This is a genomic window from Telluria sp. ZB4P34, from assembly GCF_059686055.1.
Genome location: NZ_JCASIF010000013.1, coordinates 1 through 15,646 on the forward strand (window position 1 = coordinate 1; position 15,646 = coordinate 15,646).

The 15,646-nt window shown below is 66.4% G+C and carries 17 protein-coding genes; 12 read left to right on the plus strand and 5 right to left on the minus strand.

Features of this window, described 5'->3' with window-relative positions:
* Positions 1–148 precede the first annotated feature (148 nt).
* Positions 149–919, plus strand: a complete 771-nt coding sequence (locus tag AC56KL_RS18130) for a glutaminyl-peptide cyclotransferase (RefSeq protein WP_497181567.1) — start codon at positions 149–151, stop codon at positions 917–919.
* Here AC56KL_RS18130 and AC56KL_RS18135 read toward each other — a convergent pair whose 3' ends face one another.
* From AC56KL_RS18135 to AC56KL_RS18145, 3 genes are read right to left on the minus strand one after another with little or no spacing between them, the layout of a single operon-like run.
* Positions 920–1,945 (minus strand): zinc-dependent alcohol dehydrogenase family protein, encoded by a 1,026-nt coding sequence (locus AC56KL_RS18135; protein ID WP_497181568.1) that lies wholly within the window; start codon positions 1,943–1,945, stop codon positions 920–922.
* A 43-nt stretch (positions 1,946–1,988) separates the two neighbouring features.
* Complete coding sequence (locus AC56KL_RS18140) at positions 1,989–2,453, minus strand: DUF2269 family protein (protein ID WP_497181569.1); 465 nt, start codon at positions 2,451–2,453, stop codon at positions 1,989–1,991.
* On the minus strand, positions 2,454–3,752 hold the full coding sequence (locus tag AC56KL_RS18145; RefSeq protein ID WP_497181570.1) for an SDR family oxidoreductase: 1,299 nt from the start codon (positions 3,750–3,752) through the stop codon (positions 2,454–2,456).
* 43 nt (positions 3,753–3,795) lie between these two features.
* Here AC56KL_RS18145 and AC56KL_RS18150 point away from each other — a divergent pair, with 43 nt between their 5' ends.
* Positions 3,796–4,269, plus strand: coding sequence for a hypothetical protein (locus AC56KL_RS18150; protein ID WP_497181571.1), 474 nt, complete (start codon positions 3,796–3,798; stop codon positions 4,267–4,269).
* A gap of 58 nt (positions 4,270–4,327) precedes the next feature.
* Positions 4,328–4,816, plus strand: coding sequence for a hypothetical protein (locus AC56KL_RS18155; protein ID WP_497181572.1), 489 nt, complete (start codon positions 4,328–4,330; stop codon positions 4,814–4,816).
* 40 nt (positions 4,817–4,856) lie between these two features.
* Here AC56KL_RS18155 and AC56KL_RS18160 read toward each other — a convergent pair whose 3' ends face one another.
* Complete coding sequence (locus AC56KL_RS18160) at positions 4,857–5,795, minus strand: DUF808 domain-containing protein (protein ID WP_497181573.1); 939 nt, start codon at positions 5,793–5,795, stop codon at positions 4,857–4,859.
* Between the two features lie 198 nt (positions 5,796–5,993).
* On the opposite strand from AC56KL_RS18160, the gene AC56KL_RS18165 reads away from it, so the two are divergent.
* The 7 genes from AC56KL_RS18165 (at position 5,994) to lipA (ending at position 12,045) form a co-directional block, all read left to right on the plus strand.
* Positions 5,994–6,215, plus strand: a complete 222-nt coding sequence (locus AC56KL_RS18165; protein ID WP_497181574.1) for a BrnA antitoxin family protein — start codon at positions 5,994–5,996, stop codon at positions 6,213–6,215.
* Positions 6,216–6,373: 158 nt separating this feature from the next.
* The gene (locus tag AC56KL_RS18170) at positions 6,374–6,658 is read left to right on the plus strand and encodes an HU family DNA-binding protein (protein WP_497181575.1); all 285 of its coding nucleotides are present in this window, start codon (positions 6,374–6,376) and stop codon (positions 6,656–6,658) included.
* A 115-nt stretch (positions 6,659–6,773) separates the two neighbouring features.
* The gene (locus tag AC56KL_RS18175) at positions 6,774–7,424 is read left to right on the plus strand and encodes a LysE family transporter (RefSeq protein WP_497181576.1); all 651 of its coding nucleotides are present in this window, start codon (positions 6,774–6,776) and stop codon (positions 7,422–7,424) included.
* A 135-nt stretch (positions 7,425–7,559) separates the two neighbouring features.
* Positions 7,560–9,653 carry a DUF6600 domain-containing protein gene (locus tag AC56KL_RS18180; RefSeq protein ID WP_497181577.1) on the plus strand — a complete coding sequence of 698 codons (2,094 nt, stop codon included), beginning with the start codon at positions 7,560–7,562 and terminating at the stop codon, positions 9,651–9,653.
* 327 nt (positions 9,654–9,980) lie between these two features.
* Entirely contained in the window at positions 9,981–10,247 is a 267-nt protein-coding gene (locus AC56KL_RS18185; protein ID WP_497181578.1) for an HP0495 family protein, read from the plus strand.
* 79 nt (positions 10,248–10,326) lie between these two features.
* Positions 10,327–11,028, plus strand: a complete 702-nt coding sequence (lipB, locus tag AC56KL_RS18190; RefSeq protein WP_497181579.1) for a lipoyl(octanoyl) transferase LipB — start codon at positions 10,327–10,329, stop codon at positions 11,026–11,028.
* 27 nt (positions 11,029–11,055) lie between these two features.
* Positions 11,056–12,045, plus strand: a complete 990-nt coding sequence (gene lipA, locus AC56KL_RS18195; RefSeq protein ID WP_497181580.1) for a lipoyl synthase — start codon at positions 11,056–11,058, stop codon at positions 12,043–12,045.
* Positions 12,046–12,116: 71 nt separating this feature from the next.
* Here the strand turns inward: lipA and ftrA are convergent, their stop codons facing one another.
* Complete coding sequence (ftrA, locus tag AC56KL_RS18200) at positions 12,117–13,076, minus strand: transcriptional regulator FtrA (RefSeq protein ID WP_497181581.1); 960 nt, start codon at positions 13,074–13,076, stop codon at positions 12,117–12,119.
* A gap of 88 nt (positions 13,077–13,164) precedes the next feature.
* Here ftrA and AC56KL_RS18205 point away from each other — a divergent pair, with 88 nt between their 5' ends.
* A complete protein-coding gene (locus AC56KL_RS18205) occupies positions 13,165–13,569 on the plus strand; it encodes a rhodanese-like domain-containing protein (protein WP_497181582.1) in 405 nt (134 codons plus the stop codon).
* 89 nt (positions 13,570–13,658) lie between these two features.
* The gene (locus tag AC56KL_RS18210; RefSeq protein ID WP_497181583.1) at positions 13,659–15,638 is read left to right on the plus strand and encodes a helicase-related protein; all 1,980 of its coding nucleotides are present in this window, start codon (positions 13,659–13,661) and stop codon (positions 15,636–15,638) included.
* Positions 15,639–15,646: the final 8 nt, after the last annotated feature.

The following is a 15,646-nucleotide window of genomic DNA, read 5'->3' on the forward strand; positions in this document are numbered from 1 at the left end:
GGCTATTGGTGCTGCCATGCGCAAACTGGCACATCTGTGCTTTGGTGTCGTCCACTCCGGCAAGCCCTATGATCCAAAATACGCGATGTAGGGCTTGACGGGCAAGACGGTATCTACGAAAAGCCCTTGTGCTACAGTTCTCAGCATCATGCTGAAACCACTCGCCATCTTCGCCGTTACCGCTGTCATCGCCAGCGCCGCCCAGGCAGCGGTCCCGATCTACGGCTTCGTCGTCAAGAACACCTACCCCCACGACCCCAAGGCCTTCACCCAGGGCCTGTTCTTCCGCGATGGCCACCTGTACGAGACCACGGGCCGCAACGGCACGTCCTCGCTGCGCAAGGTGGATCTGGCGAGCGGCAAGGTGCTGCAGAAGGCCGACATGCCGGCGGACGTCTTCGGCGAAGGCTCGACCCCGGTGGGCAAGGACATCGTCGCCCTCACCTGGACCTCGCAGGTGGGCTACGTGTTCGACATGAAGACCTTCAAGCTCAAGCACACCTTCAAGTATGTCGGCGAAGGCTGGGGCCTGGCCAGCGACGCCAGGCACGTGTACATGAGCGACGGCAGTTCCTTCATCCGCATCCTCGAACCGAAGACGCTCAAGGAATTGCGCCGGATCCAGGTGATGTATCAAGGAAAAGCAATTGCCCAGCTGAACGAACTCGAGATGGTCGACGGCGAGCTGTTCTCGAACGTCTGGGGCAGCGAGCTGATCATCCGCATCGACCCGGCCACCGGCGCCGTCAAGGGCGTGATCAACCTCGAGGGCCTGCTGCCGCCGGCGCAGCGCGGCACGCCGGACCCGGACGCGGTCCTGAACGGCATCGCCTGGGACAGCAAGGGCAAGCGCCTGTTCGTCACCGGCAAGCTGTGGCCCAAGCTGTACGAGATCGAACTGGTGCCGCAGAAACGCTGATCAGCCCTGGCTCGTGACCTCGATGACCACCTTGCCGAAATGCGAGCCCGATTCCATGTAGCGGTAGGCGTCCGCGGCTTGCGCGAACGGGAACACGCGGTCGATCACGGGCTTCAGGCCGGTAACGTCGGCGAAGCGCATCACGTCTTCCAGCATGCTGCGGCTGCCCACGAAAATGCCGACCATGCGCTTGGCCGTCGCCAGCAGCGAGGCCGGGTTCACTTCGCCGCCGAAGCCGCTGACGCCGCCGATGATGGCGATCGTGCCGCCCATCGCCGCCGCCGACACCGAGCGGTTCACCGTACCCTTCCCGCCTACCTCGAGCACCACGTTCGCGCCCCTGCCCTGCGTCATGGCCAGCACTTCCTCGTGCCACTCGGGGATGGCCTGGTAGTTGATGGTGTGGTGGGCGCCGAGCTCGCGGGCGCGCTGCAGTTTCTCGTCGCTCGACGAGGTGATGATGGTGCGCAGGCCCGCCGCCCTGGCCAGTTGCATGCCCAGCACCGATACGCCGCCGGTCCCGAGCAGCAGCACCGTGTCGCCCGGCTTGAGCCCGTTGCTGGATACGAAGATCGCATTCCAGGCCGTGACCCCCGCGCAGGGCATGGTCGAGGCTTCGACGAAACTCAGCGAACCAGGGATCTTGGCCAGCGCATCCTCGTGCAGCACCACCTCTTCGGCCAGCATGCCGTCGATGTCGCCGCCGAGGGCATGGCGGATCTTTTCCGCCGAGGTCATGCCGTCCTGCCAGTAGGGGAAGAAGGAACCGGCCACGCGGTCGCCCACCTGCACGCGCGTGACGCCGGGGCCGACCGCCAGCACCTCGCCGGCGCCGTCCGAGCAGGGAATGATCGGATCGTCCACCGTGACCAGGTAGTTGCCGCTGGCGACCATCAGGTCGCGGTAGTTCAGCGACACGGCATGCACGCGCAGGCGCACCTCGCCATGGCCGAGTTGACGGTCGGGGTAGTCGATGCATTGCAACCCGTCGATGTTGGCGCCGGGGAGGATCTGGTAAGCCCGCATGCTGTTCTCCTTGAAAGGTGTCGAGGTAAGGATCACATCGGGGTCACATCGGCTTGGCCACCATCAGCCAGAAGATCACCACGAAGGCGATAAAGGCCGGCACGCCGAGCGTGACCCAGATTCGGAAGTAGCGCCAGTACTGCGGCGTGAGTTCGGTCCCCAGGCGCGCCGCCTCCTGCGCGATGTCGCGCATGCGGATCTGCAGCCACACCACGGGTAGCCAGCAGGCGCCGGCCAGCACGTACAGGATGATCGACCACATGATCCACTTGCTGTGCAGCGGGTAGCCGGCCAGGTGGATCATGTAGAAGCCCGTCAGGGGCTGGGCGATGGCGGTGGTGGCTGTGAACAGCCAGTCGGCCACCACCACGTACTTGGCCACGACGGCGATCGCGCGCACGTCGCGGCTGACGTTCGCGAACAGCATGTACCAGGCCGAACCGATGCCGGTCCCGAACAGGAAGGTCGAGGACAGGATGTGCAGCCATTTCACGACGACGTAGTCCATCTATTTTTCCTCCAGTTCGTAGAGCAGCCAGATGGCCGCCAGCATGGGCAGGTTCTTGGTGAGCGGCCCGTAGGGATGCAGCAGGAATTCCGGCAGCCGGATGGCGATGACGACCGTATAGAAGCCGATCAGGCCGAGTTGCGCCAGCCATAGCCAGCGCCGCCTTGCCAGGAACAGGATACCCAGGCCGAGCGCCAAATCGAAGGTGGCGGCGCCGTACAGCATCAAGGGCTGCAGTTCCGACGGGACGCCGGTACGTGCCAGCAGTTCGTAGCTGGCCTCGACCGGATACAGGCCGAAGGACACGATAGCGGTGATGATCCACACCGCCACGATGGAGAGGCGCAGCACGGGCAGCAGCCAGCCCAGCTTCGCGCGGGTTTGTTCGGCGCCGGGATCGCGGATGAATTCCTGCACAGGGCGCGGTGGATGCCCGAGCAGCTGGGTGGTCATGCTCACGTCGCCCGCATTGCCGCGGTTGAGCATGCGCAGCGCGTCCTCGTCCAGCAAGGCGCCCGGCAGCACGCGGCCGAACTTCGCCATCATGCGCGCCAGTGGACCGGGCAGCGGCGCCACCAGCTGGCGTCCCATCCCCATGGCCGTGCGCAGCGCCTGCAGGTAGTCGGTGAAGGGCATCGCCTGCGGTCCCACCAGGGGCACGCGCAAGGCCGTGCCGGCGCCCGGCGGCAGCGGCAGGCGATGCTTGAGCAGGCCGACGATGGCGGCGACCAGGTCGTCGACGTGGATCGGCTGCACCAGCTGGGGCGCGCTGCCGAAGCGCAGCGTGAGCGGCATGCTGGAAAGTACGCGGAAGGCCTTGCTGCTGGCGCCCTCGCTGCCGTACACCAGCGAAGGCTGCACGATGTAGGCGCGCACCGGCAGCGAGGCCAGGTAGTCGTCGGCCGCCTTCTTGGACAGGTGGTAACGGGTGTCGGCGTTGCGGTCCGCGCCCAGGGCCGACAGCTGGACCACCATCTGCACCTCATGCGATTCGGCGCAGGCGGCGAACAGGGCGCGCGGCGTCTCGGTATGCAGGCGCTCGAAGGTCTGGCTGCCCGATTCGCGGAAAATACCCACCGTGTTGATCACCACGTCGACCCCGCCGATCTCGTTCATGCGCGCCAGCCAGACGGATTTATCGGTATCGTGGGCGAAGTCCGCATGGATGGTGGACAGGCGCGGTTCCGTACCGCTGCCGGGCCGGCGCTGCGCGCACACGACGTGGTGGCCTTCCGCCAGCAGCGCCTGCAGCAAATGTTGTCCGATGAAACCGCTGGCTCCCGTCAGCAAGATCCGCATCCATGCTTCCTTTCACTCAAGCAAACTTAATCAAGAGGACCATATGCAAACGCAACCCTGGAACTCGGCAATTCAGCGCGGCCTCGTCGGCGGCGCCGCCTCCAGCATCCTGTCGACGGTGGCGCTGGCGGCCCTCGGCAAGAAGGAAGTCGGCAGCGTCTATGCGCCCACCAATGCGATCAGCCACTGGATCTACGGCGACAAGGCAGCGCGTCACAGCGGTCTGTCGATGCGCTACACGGCGCCGGGCTACCTGATCCACCATGCCAGCGCCACCTTCTGGTCGGTGCTGTTCGAACGCTTCGCCGGCAAGTATCTCGATCGCAATTCGCCGGCCGGCATGCTGACCGCGTCGGCGGCCACCGCCGCCTTTGCCTGCTTTGCCGACTACAACCTGACCCCCAAGCGCTTCCACCCCGGCTACGAAAAGCACCTGTCCAAGCCCTCGCTGGCGATCGTGTATGCCGGCTTCGCGCTGGGGCTGGCCGCAGGCGCTGCGCTGATGCGTCGCAAGTAGTCTAGAGCAGGCGGGAAAAACGTGCCGCCGTATGTCTATGCCGCATTACATCTACCCATTGATAGCACATGGGATCCTCGGCTTCCTCGACGTGCTGGTCAACCACGAATGGCTGTCGAAACTGCCGTCGCGGCCCGAGTGCGTCGCCGAGGAGCGCCTGCACAGCGCGCGCGAATTCATGTTCGCGGCGCTGTTCGCCTCGCTGGCCTGGTTCGAGTGGCACGGCGCCTTCGTGTGGTGGATCGTGGCGCTGTTCGCCGCCGAACTGCTGGTATCGGCGCGCGACGTGGTGGTGGAGGGCGACGTGCGCCAGTTGCCGGCCAGCGAACGCTTCCTGCACCTGTTCCTGTTCATGAATCTCGGGATCATGTATACGCTGACCGGGCAGGTGCTGACCGGCTGGCATGCGCTGCCGACCGGGCTGGCGCCGGTGTATCACGGCTGGGCGAGCTGGGTCTTGAGTGCGATGGCGCTGGGCGCGCTGGGATGGGCGATGCGGGATGGGCTGGCCGCGGTGCGGCTGGCGCGCAAGGCGGCTGTCGTATAAGTAAAGTAGGGTGGGCAGGTTCCCTGCCCACCCTACGAATTTAGTGAGCGGCTTTTTTGCCGCGCATGCGCTGTACGACCATCACGACCGCGAGCACGAGGGCGCCGACCACGACGCCGGCCAGCGCATCGACCAGCGTCGGGGTAATCGCCGCCAGCACGCCGCCGATGCCCGGCACGCCCGCCGTCATGTGGGCCGCGCTTTCCGAGAAGTGGTGCAGCGGGGCCCAGGCGTGGGCGATGATGCCGCCGCCGACCATGAACATGGCCGCGGTGCCCGCGATCGACAGGAATTTCATCAGCTTGGGCGCGGTGGCCAGCAACAGCTTGCCGGTGCCGCGCGCCAGGCCGTTCGCCTTCTGGCTGAGCGAGATACCGGCGTCGTCCATCTTGACGATGGCCGCCACCAGGCCGTACACGCCTACCGTCATGGCCAGCGCAATGGTGACCAGCACCATCACCTGCCGGTCGAAGGACGCGCCTTCCACGGTGCCGAGCGAGATCACGATGATTTCCGCCGACAGGATGAAGTCGGTGCGCACTGCGCCCTTGATCTTCTCCTTTTCCATCGCAACCATGTCCACAGCCGGGTTGGCCACGGCGGCAACCAGTTCGGCTTTGTGCTGGGCGTCCTCTTCCTTGCTGTGCAAGAACTTGTGGGCCAGCTTCTCGAAGCCCTCGTAGCACAGGAAGGCGCCGCCGATCACCAGCAAGGGGGTGATCAGCCAGGGAACGAAGGCCGAGATCGCCAGCGCCGCCGGCACCAGGATCGCCTTGTTGACGAAGGAGCCTTTTGCCACCGCCCACACCACCGGCAGTTCGCGCTCGGCATTGACGCCGGTAACCTGCTGCGCATTGAGCGCCAGGTCGTCGCCGAGCACGCCGGCGGTCTTCTTCGCCGCCACCTTGCTCATCGCCGCCACGTCGTCGAGGATCGTTGCAATATCGTCCAGTAATGCGAGCAAACTGCCTGCAGCCATTGGTCATACTCCAATCATGTCAAGTTCGCCACATCTTACCCGAGCCCGTAAAGCCAGTCACACGGTTCAGCGCGGCTTTTTGCATTTCAGTCGCGTAAATCTGCATCTCGTCGCTTTTGGCGGGCGGACCAGTACGTACGTATCTATAGTGCAAGCTGTTGGCTGCGGTACTGCAGCCTCGCCACCGAAGGAGATGCCATGAATACCGAATCGACCCTGCAAACCGCACACGTTGCGGCCCCCGTGCGCCGTGCCCGCCCGCCGAAGCGCAAGACCCGCATCACGATCTACCTCGACGACGAAGTCCTGAGCGAATTCCGCAACCTGTCGGAACGCTGCGGCACCGGCTACCAGACCCTGATCAACGCTGCGCTGCGCCACCGCCTGGCAGTGCCGAGCGTCGAAAGCAGCCTCGCCTGAGACCTGCAAGCCTGGTCCTCTCGCGTTCGCCTCCGGGGGAGCTGAGTTGGTCGCTCAGTTGGCCGCTCAGTTCCCCACTCGGTTCCCCACTCAGTTAGCCAATTACATAGAGCAATAATTATGCTAATCTTCCTCCTCTTTTAACCCCGGAGGGACTTATGAAAAAAGGCGAACTGATCGCGGAATTCGCGAAGCGCACCGAGATGTCCAGCGCGGCCGCCAACGGCGCCGTCAACACGATCATCGAGATCATCACCGAACGCCTGAAAAAGGGTGACACCGTCGGCATTACCGGCTTTGGCACCTTTTCGATCACCAAGCGCGCTGCGCGCAAGGGCCGCAATCCGGCAACCGGCGAAGTGATCAAGATCGCTGCATCGAAGACCCCGCGCTTCGCAGCCGGCGCCACGCTGAAGGCAGCCGTCAACCCGAAGAAGAAGTAAGCAGTACCTGGCCACCAGCGCAGCGCGCCGGCCCACCCGGACGCGCGCGCTGGCCCGCTTTGCCGTATTCTCCTTCGCTTCTCCCTTTCCCTCTCTCCCCCATTCCCGCAGCAGCATGAGCTTCGCCACCTGGATCGCCTTCGTCATCGCCGGTTCGCTGATCGCCATTTCGCCCGGTTCCGGCGCCGTGCTGTCGATGTCGCACGGTCTCGCCTACGGCCTCAGGAAAGCCAGCGCCACCGTGCTGGGACTGCAGTTCGGCCTGATCCTGGTGCTGGTCATCGCCGGCGCCGGCGTCGGTTCGCTGTTGCTCGCATCCTCGCTGGCCTTCACGGTCGTGAAGATCGTCGGCGCGCTGTACCTGATCTACCTCGGCATCTCCCAGTGGCGCGCGCCGGCGGTGGCGGCTACCGATGCCGGCGCCGTAAGTACCGCCGGCCTGCCCGCGCATCCGGGCTTCGGCAAGCGCGTCATGACCGGCTTCCTCACCAACGCCACCAATCCGAAGGGCATCATCTTCATGGTGGCCGTGCTGCCGCAGTTCATCACGAAGGACGCACCGCTGCTGCCGCAGCTGGCCATCCTCGGCGTCACCATGGTGACCATCGATTCGATCGTCATGCACGGCTACGCCGCGCTGGCCTCGTCGATGCAGCGCTTCTTCCGCGACGTACGCGCGGTGAAGCTGCAGAACCGCATCTTCGGCGCCGTGCTGGTGCTGATGGGCTCCCTGCTTTTCCTGGTCGAGCCCGGCCGGCGCGCCTGACAGCCAGGTGGCAGCGTCCAGGCAGGCCTGAGTTTCCCGGCAGTTTTGAAACTTTCTGTAAGTTACGTATTCCCTGCAGGCCTTCGTGCGTTGTAATCAGGTGCCGTCCTTCGTCCCTACCTAGCGGAGCCATCCATGAAGATCAGAATCGCCAAGACCGCCGTGATGCTTGCCATCGCGGCCTACTCCACTGTCGCCCTGGCGCAGGATAGCTCGTTGGAAACGGAGCCGCCGGGGCGCGTGGGCCGCGTCTCCCTCGCCCAGGGCAAGGTCAGCATCAATGGCGGCGTGGGAGATACCGCGACGGACGCCCTGGTCAACTGGCCAATCACCACCCGCAACCTGATCACCACCGAGCCGAACGGACGCACCGAGCTGCGCATCGGTTCGACCGCGATCCGCCTCGATGGCGACAGCTCGCTCGAAGTGACAGAGCTGGACGACGACAGCGTACGCCTGCGCCTGCACTACGGCAGCGCTAGCATCCGCATCCTGAGCGAGGACGTGCTGCCCGAATTCGAACTGAGCACGCCCCAGGGCCGGGTGCGCATGACCCGGCCCGGCCGCCTGCGCGTGGACGCCGAGCGCGTGCGCGACACCAGCGTGGTGAGCGTATTCGACGGCCAGGCCCAGGTGGATGGGGGCGGCGCCAGCCTCACCATCCGCGCCGGCCGCAGCGCCGAACTGCGCGACGACGACGTGCGTACGCTGCAGGCGCGCCGCGATGCCTTCGATGACTGGGCGCTCGCGCGCGACCGCGCAGTCGATGGCGCGCGCTCGGCGCAATACGTCACCACCGAGATGACCGGCTACGAGGAACTCGACCGCCACGGCACCTGGCAGGAAGACCTCGAGTACGGCCCGCTGTGGATCCCGAGCGTATCTACCGGCTGGGTGCCCTACCGCGACGGCCGCTGGACCTGGGTCGCCCCGTGGGGCTGGACCTGGGTCGACAACGCGCCCTGGGGCTATGCGCCCTTCCACTACGGCCGCTGGGTGCACGTGCGGAACCGCTGGGCCTGGGCGCCGGGCCACAAGGAATACCATGGCCGCCGTCCGGTCTGGGCGCCGGCGCTGGTCGGCTGGGTCGGCGGCAGCGGCTGGAGCGTGAATTTCCATGCGCACGGCTCGCGCCCGGCCACCGGCTGGTATCCGCTTGGCCCGCGCGACCACTTCGTGCCGCACTACCGCCTGTCGGACGAGCGCCTGCGCCGCCTGAACAGCTGGCGCTGGCATGAGCGCAAGGACCGCGGCGACCGCCCGCGCCGCGACCGCAATAAAGACGGCATTCCCGACTACCGCCAGCGCGGCCTGACCGTGGTGCCGCATGCGAACTTCGGCCAGCGCGGCCCGGTCGTGGTGCCGAACGCGCCGCGCGCCACGCCGCCGCAGGGCCTGCCGCATACGCCGGGCACGGCGCCGCCGCCGCCTCAGGGATGGCGCGACCGCGCCGCGCGCCGCGATATCGACCGCGACGGGATTCCCAACCGCGTCGACCGCGACCGCGATGGCGACGGCATCCCGAACCGCGTCGACCGTGACCAGGACGGCGACGGCATCCGCAACCGCGTCGACCGTGACCGCGACGGTGACGGTATCCGCAACCGGGTCGACCGCGACAGGGACGGCGACGGCATCCGTAACCGCTTCGAGCGTGACCGCGACGGCGACGGCATTCGCAACCGGGTCGACCGCGATCGCGACGGCGACGGCATCCCGAACTATGTCGACAGCGACAACCGGGGCCGTAGCCGCTCCGACCGCGGCCAGCGTCCGCCGCTGCTGACGACCGACCCGGCGCCGCGTGCGCCGGTGGTGGCTGCACCGATCGCGGCGCCGGGCCAGGCGCCCTTCCAGCCCGGTGCGGTCACGAGCTCGCCCGCGCCGGCGCCTGCCGTGCAGGAGCCCTCCCGTCCGCAGCCGTGGGTGCGTGGCAACCGTGGTGATGGCGACCGTCCGGATCGCTGGGAGCGTGGCGACCGGGGTGAACGTGGCGAACGTGGTGAGCGTTTTGAAGGCCGCCGCGAGCGTCCGCAGCCGATGGCGGCAATGCCGCAGCCGTCCGCGCCGAGCATGCCCCCGCAACAGGCGGTCGCTCCGCCGCCTCCGCGCGTGATGGCGCCTCCGCCGATGGCTGCGCCTGCGCCTGCGCCGGAAGCGCCGCGCGCGCGCCTGGAGCGCCGCTCCGAGACGCTGGACAACGACCGTCCAAACGAGCGGGCGCGCTGACCGACCTGCCAGGATGAAGAGCCGGACGAACTGTCCGGCTTTTTTTCGCGCGCTCCCGTCGCCCGCCGCGCCGTCTATTCCGCGCCTGGCGTCGCTTATCGGCCAAATCTGCAGTCCGTCACATTCCGCTCGCGGCGTGGCGGGCAGCCCGGTACAGTGGCATTACTCGCTCGTAGGCAGCAGGGCTGCTCCGAGCGAACCCCTGTCCCGCTATTCCCTCCCAATCAGGAAATAGTTTAGGCCGGCCACAGCGCCGGCCTTTTTTTTTACGACAGTGCGGCACCATGTGAGAAGGGCTACAATGCCGCTTTGCACAGGACGAACGCCATGGACCCCAAAGAATCCCTCATCGAATACCCGAGCGACTTCCCGATCAAGGTGATGGGCGCCACGCACATCGATTTCGAAGCGACGATCGTCGAGATCGTCACGAAGCTGGATCCGACTTTCCATGCCGGCAAGGTGGAAAGCCGCCCATCCTCCAAGGGCAACTACACCGGCCTGACCGTGACCGTGCGCGCCACCAGCCGCGAGATGCTGGACGAGGTCTACCGTGCCCTTTCCTCGCACGAAATGGTGAAAATGGTCCTGTAAGGATCAACAGGGCGGCGGGCACAACGCATCGCGCTGACTTATAATGACAGGGCTGTCCATATTCCCGCCCTATATCCACATGTCCGCTACCCGTCCCGCCACGCCGCTGATCCGCGAGCTCGGCCGCGCCGACTACGAACCGACCTTCGCCGCGATGCGCGCCTTCACCGATGCGCGCACGCCCGAGACGCGCGACGAATTGTGGATCGTCGAACATCCTCCCGTGTTTACGCTCGGCCTGGGCGCCGACCGCGCGCATGTGCTGGCCCCCCACGGTGTGGCGGTCGTCCAGACCGACCGCGGCGGCGAAGTGACCTACCACGGTCCCGGCCAGGTCGTGATCTACCTGCTGATGGACCTGCGCCGCAACAAGCCGGGCGGCAAGCTGTATGCGCGCCAGTTTGTGGAAAAAATCGAACAGGCGGTCATCGAGGTGCTGGCGGCGTATAATCTCGCGGGCGAACGCGTGGCCGGCGCGCCCGGCATCTACATGGCGGACGGCCCCAGGAAGGGCGCGAAGATCGCCGCACTCGGCCTCAAGGTGCGCGGCAACGGCTGCACCTACCACGGCGTGTCGCTGAACGTGGCGATGGACCTGGCCCCGTTCACGTGGATCAACCCGTGCGGCTACTCCGGGCTGGCCACGGTCGACATGCGCAGCATGGGCGTGGAAGTCCCGCTGGCGGATGTCCAGCAGGCGCTGGCGCTTCAGTTGATACATCAGCTTGGGCGCCAACTGGACTCGACCGAAGCGGCCGTCCCGGAAACGAACAACCTCTGAATGGAAGCCCGCCAGGGCTCGAGCCAAATGACCACCGATACCAACACCGGTACTGCCCAAGCAGCCTACGACGCCACTGAAAAGCAGAAGGGCGCCAGCAAGACCTCGCGCATCCCGATCAAGATCGTCCCGATCGCCGACGCCGAGCGCCTGAAAAAGCCGGACTGGATCCGCGTGAAGGCAGCCACTGCGTCCTCGCGCTTCTACGAGATCAAGGACATCCTGCGCGCGAATAAACTGGTGACGGTGTGCGAGGAAGCCAGCTGCCCGAACATCGGCGAATGCTTCGGCAAGGGCACCGCGACCTTCATGATCATGGGCGACAAGTGCACCCGCCGCTGCCCGTTCTGCGACGTCGGCCACGGCCGCCCGGACCCGCTGGACGTGAACGAGCCGGCCAACCTGGCCAAGACCATCGCCGACCTGCGCCTGTCCTACGTCGTGATCACCTCGGTGGACCGCGACGACCTGCGTGACGGCGGCGCCGGCCACTTCGTCGAGTGCATCCAGAAGACCCGCGCCCTGAGCCCGAGCACCAAGATCGAAGTGCTGGTGCCTGACTTCCGCGGCCGCCTGGAAAAAGCCCTGAACATCTTCGCCGATGGCCTGCCGGACGTGATGAACCACAACCTGGAAACCGTGCCGCGCCTGTACAAGGAAGCGCGCCCGGGCGCCGATTACCAGCACTCGCTGGTGCTGCTGCGCGACTTCAAGAAGATGTACCCGAACGCGGTCACCAAGTCGGGCCTGATGGTGGGCCTGGGCGAGACCGACGAAGAGATCCTGGAAGTGATGCGCGACATGCGCGCCCACGACATCGACATGCTGACCATCGGCCAGTATCTCGCCCCGTCGAACTCGCACCTGCCGGTGCGCCGCTACGTGCACCCGGACACCTTCAAGATGTTCGAAGAAAAAGCCTACGAGATGGGCTTCGTGCACGCTGCCGTGGGCGCGATGGTGCGTTCCTCGTACCATGCCGACCAGCAGGCGCACGAGGCGGGCGTGGCGGCATAAGCTGTTCCAGGACCACGGTGTTACCCGATCCGGCCGGCCCCGCGACATGCGGCGCCGGCCGGTTTGTTTTGTCAGGGCCTGTGCGCGTGCGCCTGCCGCCGGTAGCGCGCCGGCGACGGCAGCCCATGCAGGCGGAAGTGGCGCCGCAGCGATTCGGCCGAGCCGAGGCCGGACAGGTCGGCGATGGCGTCGATCGCCAGGCCAGGACGCGTTTCCAGGATCTGCGCGGCAAGCGTGACGCGTTCGCCCACCAGCCAGGCCAGCGGCGACAGTCCCGTGCGCTCCTTGAAATGGCGCTGGAAGGTGCGCGTGCCGAGCCTGGCCCGGACCGCCATCGAGGCCACCGTATGGTCCGCACGCAGGTTCTCGCGCACCCAGTCCATCAGGTGGGCGATGCCGTTCGCGCCGGGCGAGGGCACGGGACGGGCCACCAGCTGCGCCTGGTCGCCGTCGCGGTGGGCGGGAATCACGAGGCGCTGGGCCACGCGGCCGGCCAGCTCGACGCCGTAATCCTGACGCACCAGGTGCAGCAGCATGTCCAGGCCCGCGGCCGACCCGGCCGAGGTGACGACCTGCCCATCCTCCGCATACAGCACGCCCTGCTGCACGGCGATCCTGGGAAAGGCCTGGGACAGCCGCTCGAGGTAGCGCCAGTGGGTTGTCGCTTTTTTACCGTCCAACAGGCCCGCATGCGCCAGCACGAAGACGCCCGAACAGATGGTGCACAGGCGTGCGCCGCGGGCGTGGGCCCGTCGCAAGGCGTCGACCAGCGCGGCAGGAGGCGCTTCGGCGGGGTCGCGCCAGCCGGGGATCACGATGGTGTCGGCTGCATCGATGGCTTCCAGGCCGTGGTCCACCTGCACGCGCAGGCCGCCGAGGGCGCGCAAGGGCCCGGGTTCGGCCGCGCAGACGGCATAGGTGTACCAGGGCACGCCGAGTTCCGGCCGCTCGAGGGCGAACAGTTCGACGGCGCACCCGAATTCGAAGGTGCACAGGCCGTCGTAGGCAAGGATGGCGACATGGTGGAGCATGGCGCGATGTTACCAGTTTCTGTCACGCCAGCCACTACCCGGCCGCCCAGCCGGCTGCGACACTGCAGGCTCTTTCATTGAGGAGTACATGATGGCATCGAAGGTTTCCGCAATCCCGGCAGCAGCAAGCGACAAGGCCCTGGCGCACTTCAGTGCGGCCCTCGAGTTCGAGACCGACTGTTCGGACGTTTATCACGCGATGGCGGACGGTGAGCAGGATTTCGTCCTGCTCGACACCCGCAGCCATGCGTATTATGCGCAAGGCCACGTACCCGGCGCATTCAGTCTCCCGGCCGGCAAGATCATCGCCAGCAAGCTGCAGGAGTATCCGATGGACACCCTGTTCGTGGTGTACTGTGCCGGACCGCATTGCAATAGCGCGCACCAGGGCGCCAAGCGGCTGGCCGGGTTGGGGCGTCCGGTCAAGCTCATGATCGGCGGCATCACCGGCTGGCTGGACGAAGGGTATGCCCTGGAAACCGGAGACGCGTGAAGGCGATACGCCTTGCGCTTGGGAACCGGAGCCGCGCCTGATGGTTCGCTGCGATATAGTAATGTCAACCAGACATCACGCAAGCGAACATGAGCCATTCCGATTCGACTACCGACGACACCCAGCACGACGACACCTTCCTCGAACGCGAACTCGACTTCGCCGAACGCGGCATCGAACTGGTCAAGATGGAAGGCCGCGTCTTCCTGCGCTTCTCGGGCGAGGTGCGCTACGAGGGCCTGCGCGTGCCCTACCGCCTGGTGCCGTCGCGCGGCGTGCTGGCCAAGCCGAGCAAGTGGCGCAAGATGGACATGCTGGCGCGGCGCGACCTGCTCGCGGAGCGCGCCACGGCGGACGCCCTCGAACAGCTGCAGACCGAGGCCGAGGCCTTCGTGCGCGCGATCGCGGAAGAAGCCGACGACTTCGGCTGGGACCCGATGCTGTTCCTGGACGTGCTCGACGAGCTGGAAACCTCGGAGCCCGCCGAATACGTGTTCCAGCGCATCTCCCAGCGCCTGACCCACGCCGTCGAGCGTGAGCAGGAAGAGCGCCACGCCGCGCGCACCAAGGAAAGCATCAACCTGGCCGAGTACCCGGAATCCTTCGAGGTGGCCAGCCGCATGCAGCGCAAGTTCATTGCCCTGCTCGGGCCCACCAACTCCGGTAAAACCCACCGCGCGATGGAGACGCTGGCCAAGGCTGCCAGCGGTGTGTATCTCGCGCCGCTGCGCCTGCTGGCGCTGGAGAACTACGAGCGCCTGCAACATGCGCGCCCGCACGGTAAAGAGATCAAGGTCAGCCTGGTTACCGGCGAAGAGCGCCGCATCGCGGAAGATGCGACCCACGTCGCCAGCACCGTCGAGATGCTGGACACCAGGACGCCGGTCGAGGTAGCCGTGATCGACGAGATCCAGATGCTGGCCGACCGCGACCGTGGCGCCGCCTGGACCGCGGCCGTGTGCGGCGCGCCTGCATCGACCGTGTTCCTGGTCGGTGCGCCGGAAGCGCGGCGCGCGATCGAGGCGCTGGCCGCGCGCCTGGAGGTGCCGCTGGAAGTGCACGTATTAAAACGCATGGCGCCGCTGGCGATGGAGCCTTCGCCTGTCCGTAAGCTCGGGAACCTGCGCCGCGGGGACGCCGTCATCGCCTTTTCGCGGCGCGAAGTCCTGATGTGGCGCGACATGATCACCGAGAAGGGCATGTCGGTCGCCACCGTGTACGGCAACCTGTCGCCGGAAGTGCGGCGCGCCCAGGCCGAGCGCTTCCGCGAAGGCCAGGCCGACATCGTGGTCGGCACCGACGCGCTGGCGATGGGCCTGAACATGCCGATCGCGCGCATCGTGATGACCACCGCCGTCAAGTACAACGGCGTCGAGGAAGAAGAGATTTCGGCGGCGCTGGCGAAGCAGATCGCCGGGCGGGCAGGGCGCTACGGCGTGCACGAGGAGGGTTTTGTCGCGGGCTACGACGACGACACCCACGAGGTGATGCGCGCGCTGATGAAGGAGAAGATCCCGCCGGTGGCCGCCACCGGTTTCGCCGTGGCGCCTTCGCTCGAGCAGCTGCACCGCATCTCGTCGGTGACGGGCGAGACCTCGCTGGTAAAACTGCTGCGGCGTTTCGTGCACAACATCGACGTGCCGGACGGGTTCTTCTATCCGCGCATCACCGAGGAGCAGAACGAGCGGGCCGAATGGCTCGACACCCTGCCCCTGTCCGTGGCGGAGAAATTCATGCTGTCGCTGGTGCCGATTTCATCCAGGGTGCCGGTGCTGCAGAGCGCCTGGGAGCACTGGGCGCTGTCGCTGGCCAAGAAGAAGATCTGCAAGCTGACGCCGCCGACGCAGGAGCTGTACTACATGAACCTGCAGGAGGTCGAGGATACCTGCCGCATGTACTCGGCCTACGCCTGGCTGGGCTACCGCGAGCCCGAACACTTCCCCAGCATCGCGCTGGCGCAGCAGCTGGCGCGCGAGGCGTCGGAGCGGGTGGATGCGATGCTGCAGCAGCAGAATACGGCGGCAAGGCAGCGGGGTGGATCGTCGGGCGGAGGCAAGCGCAGGCGCTGAGCCTTCGC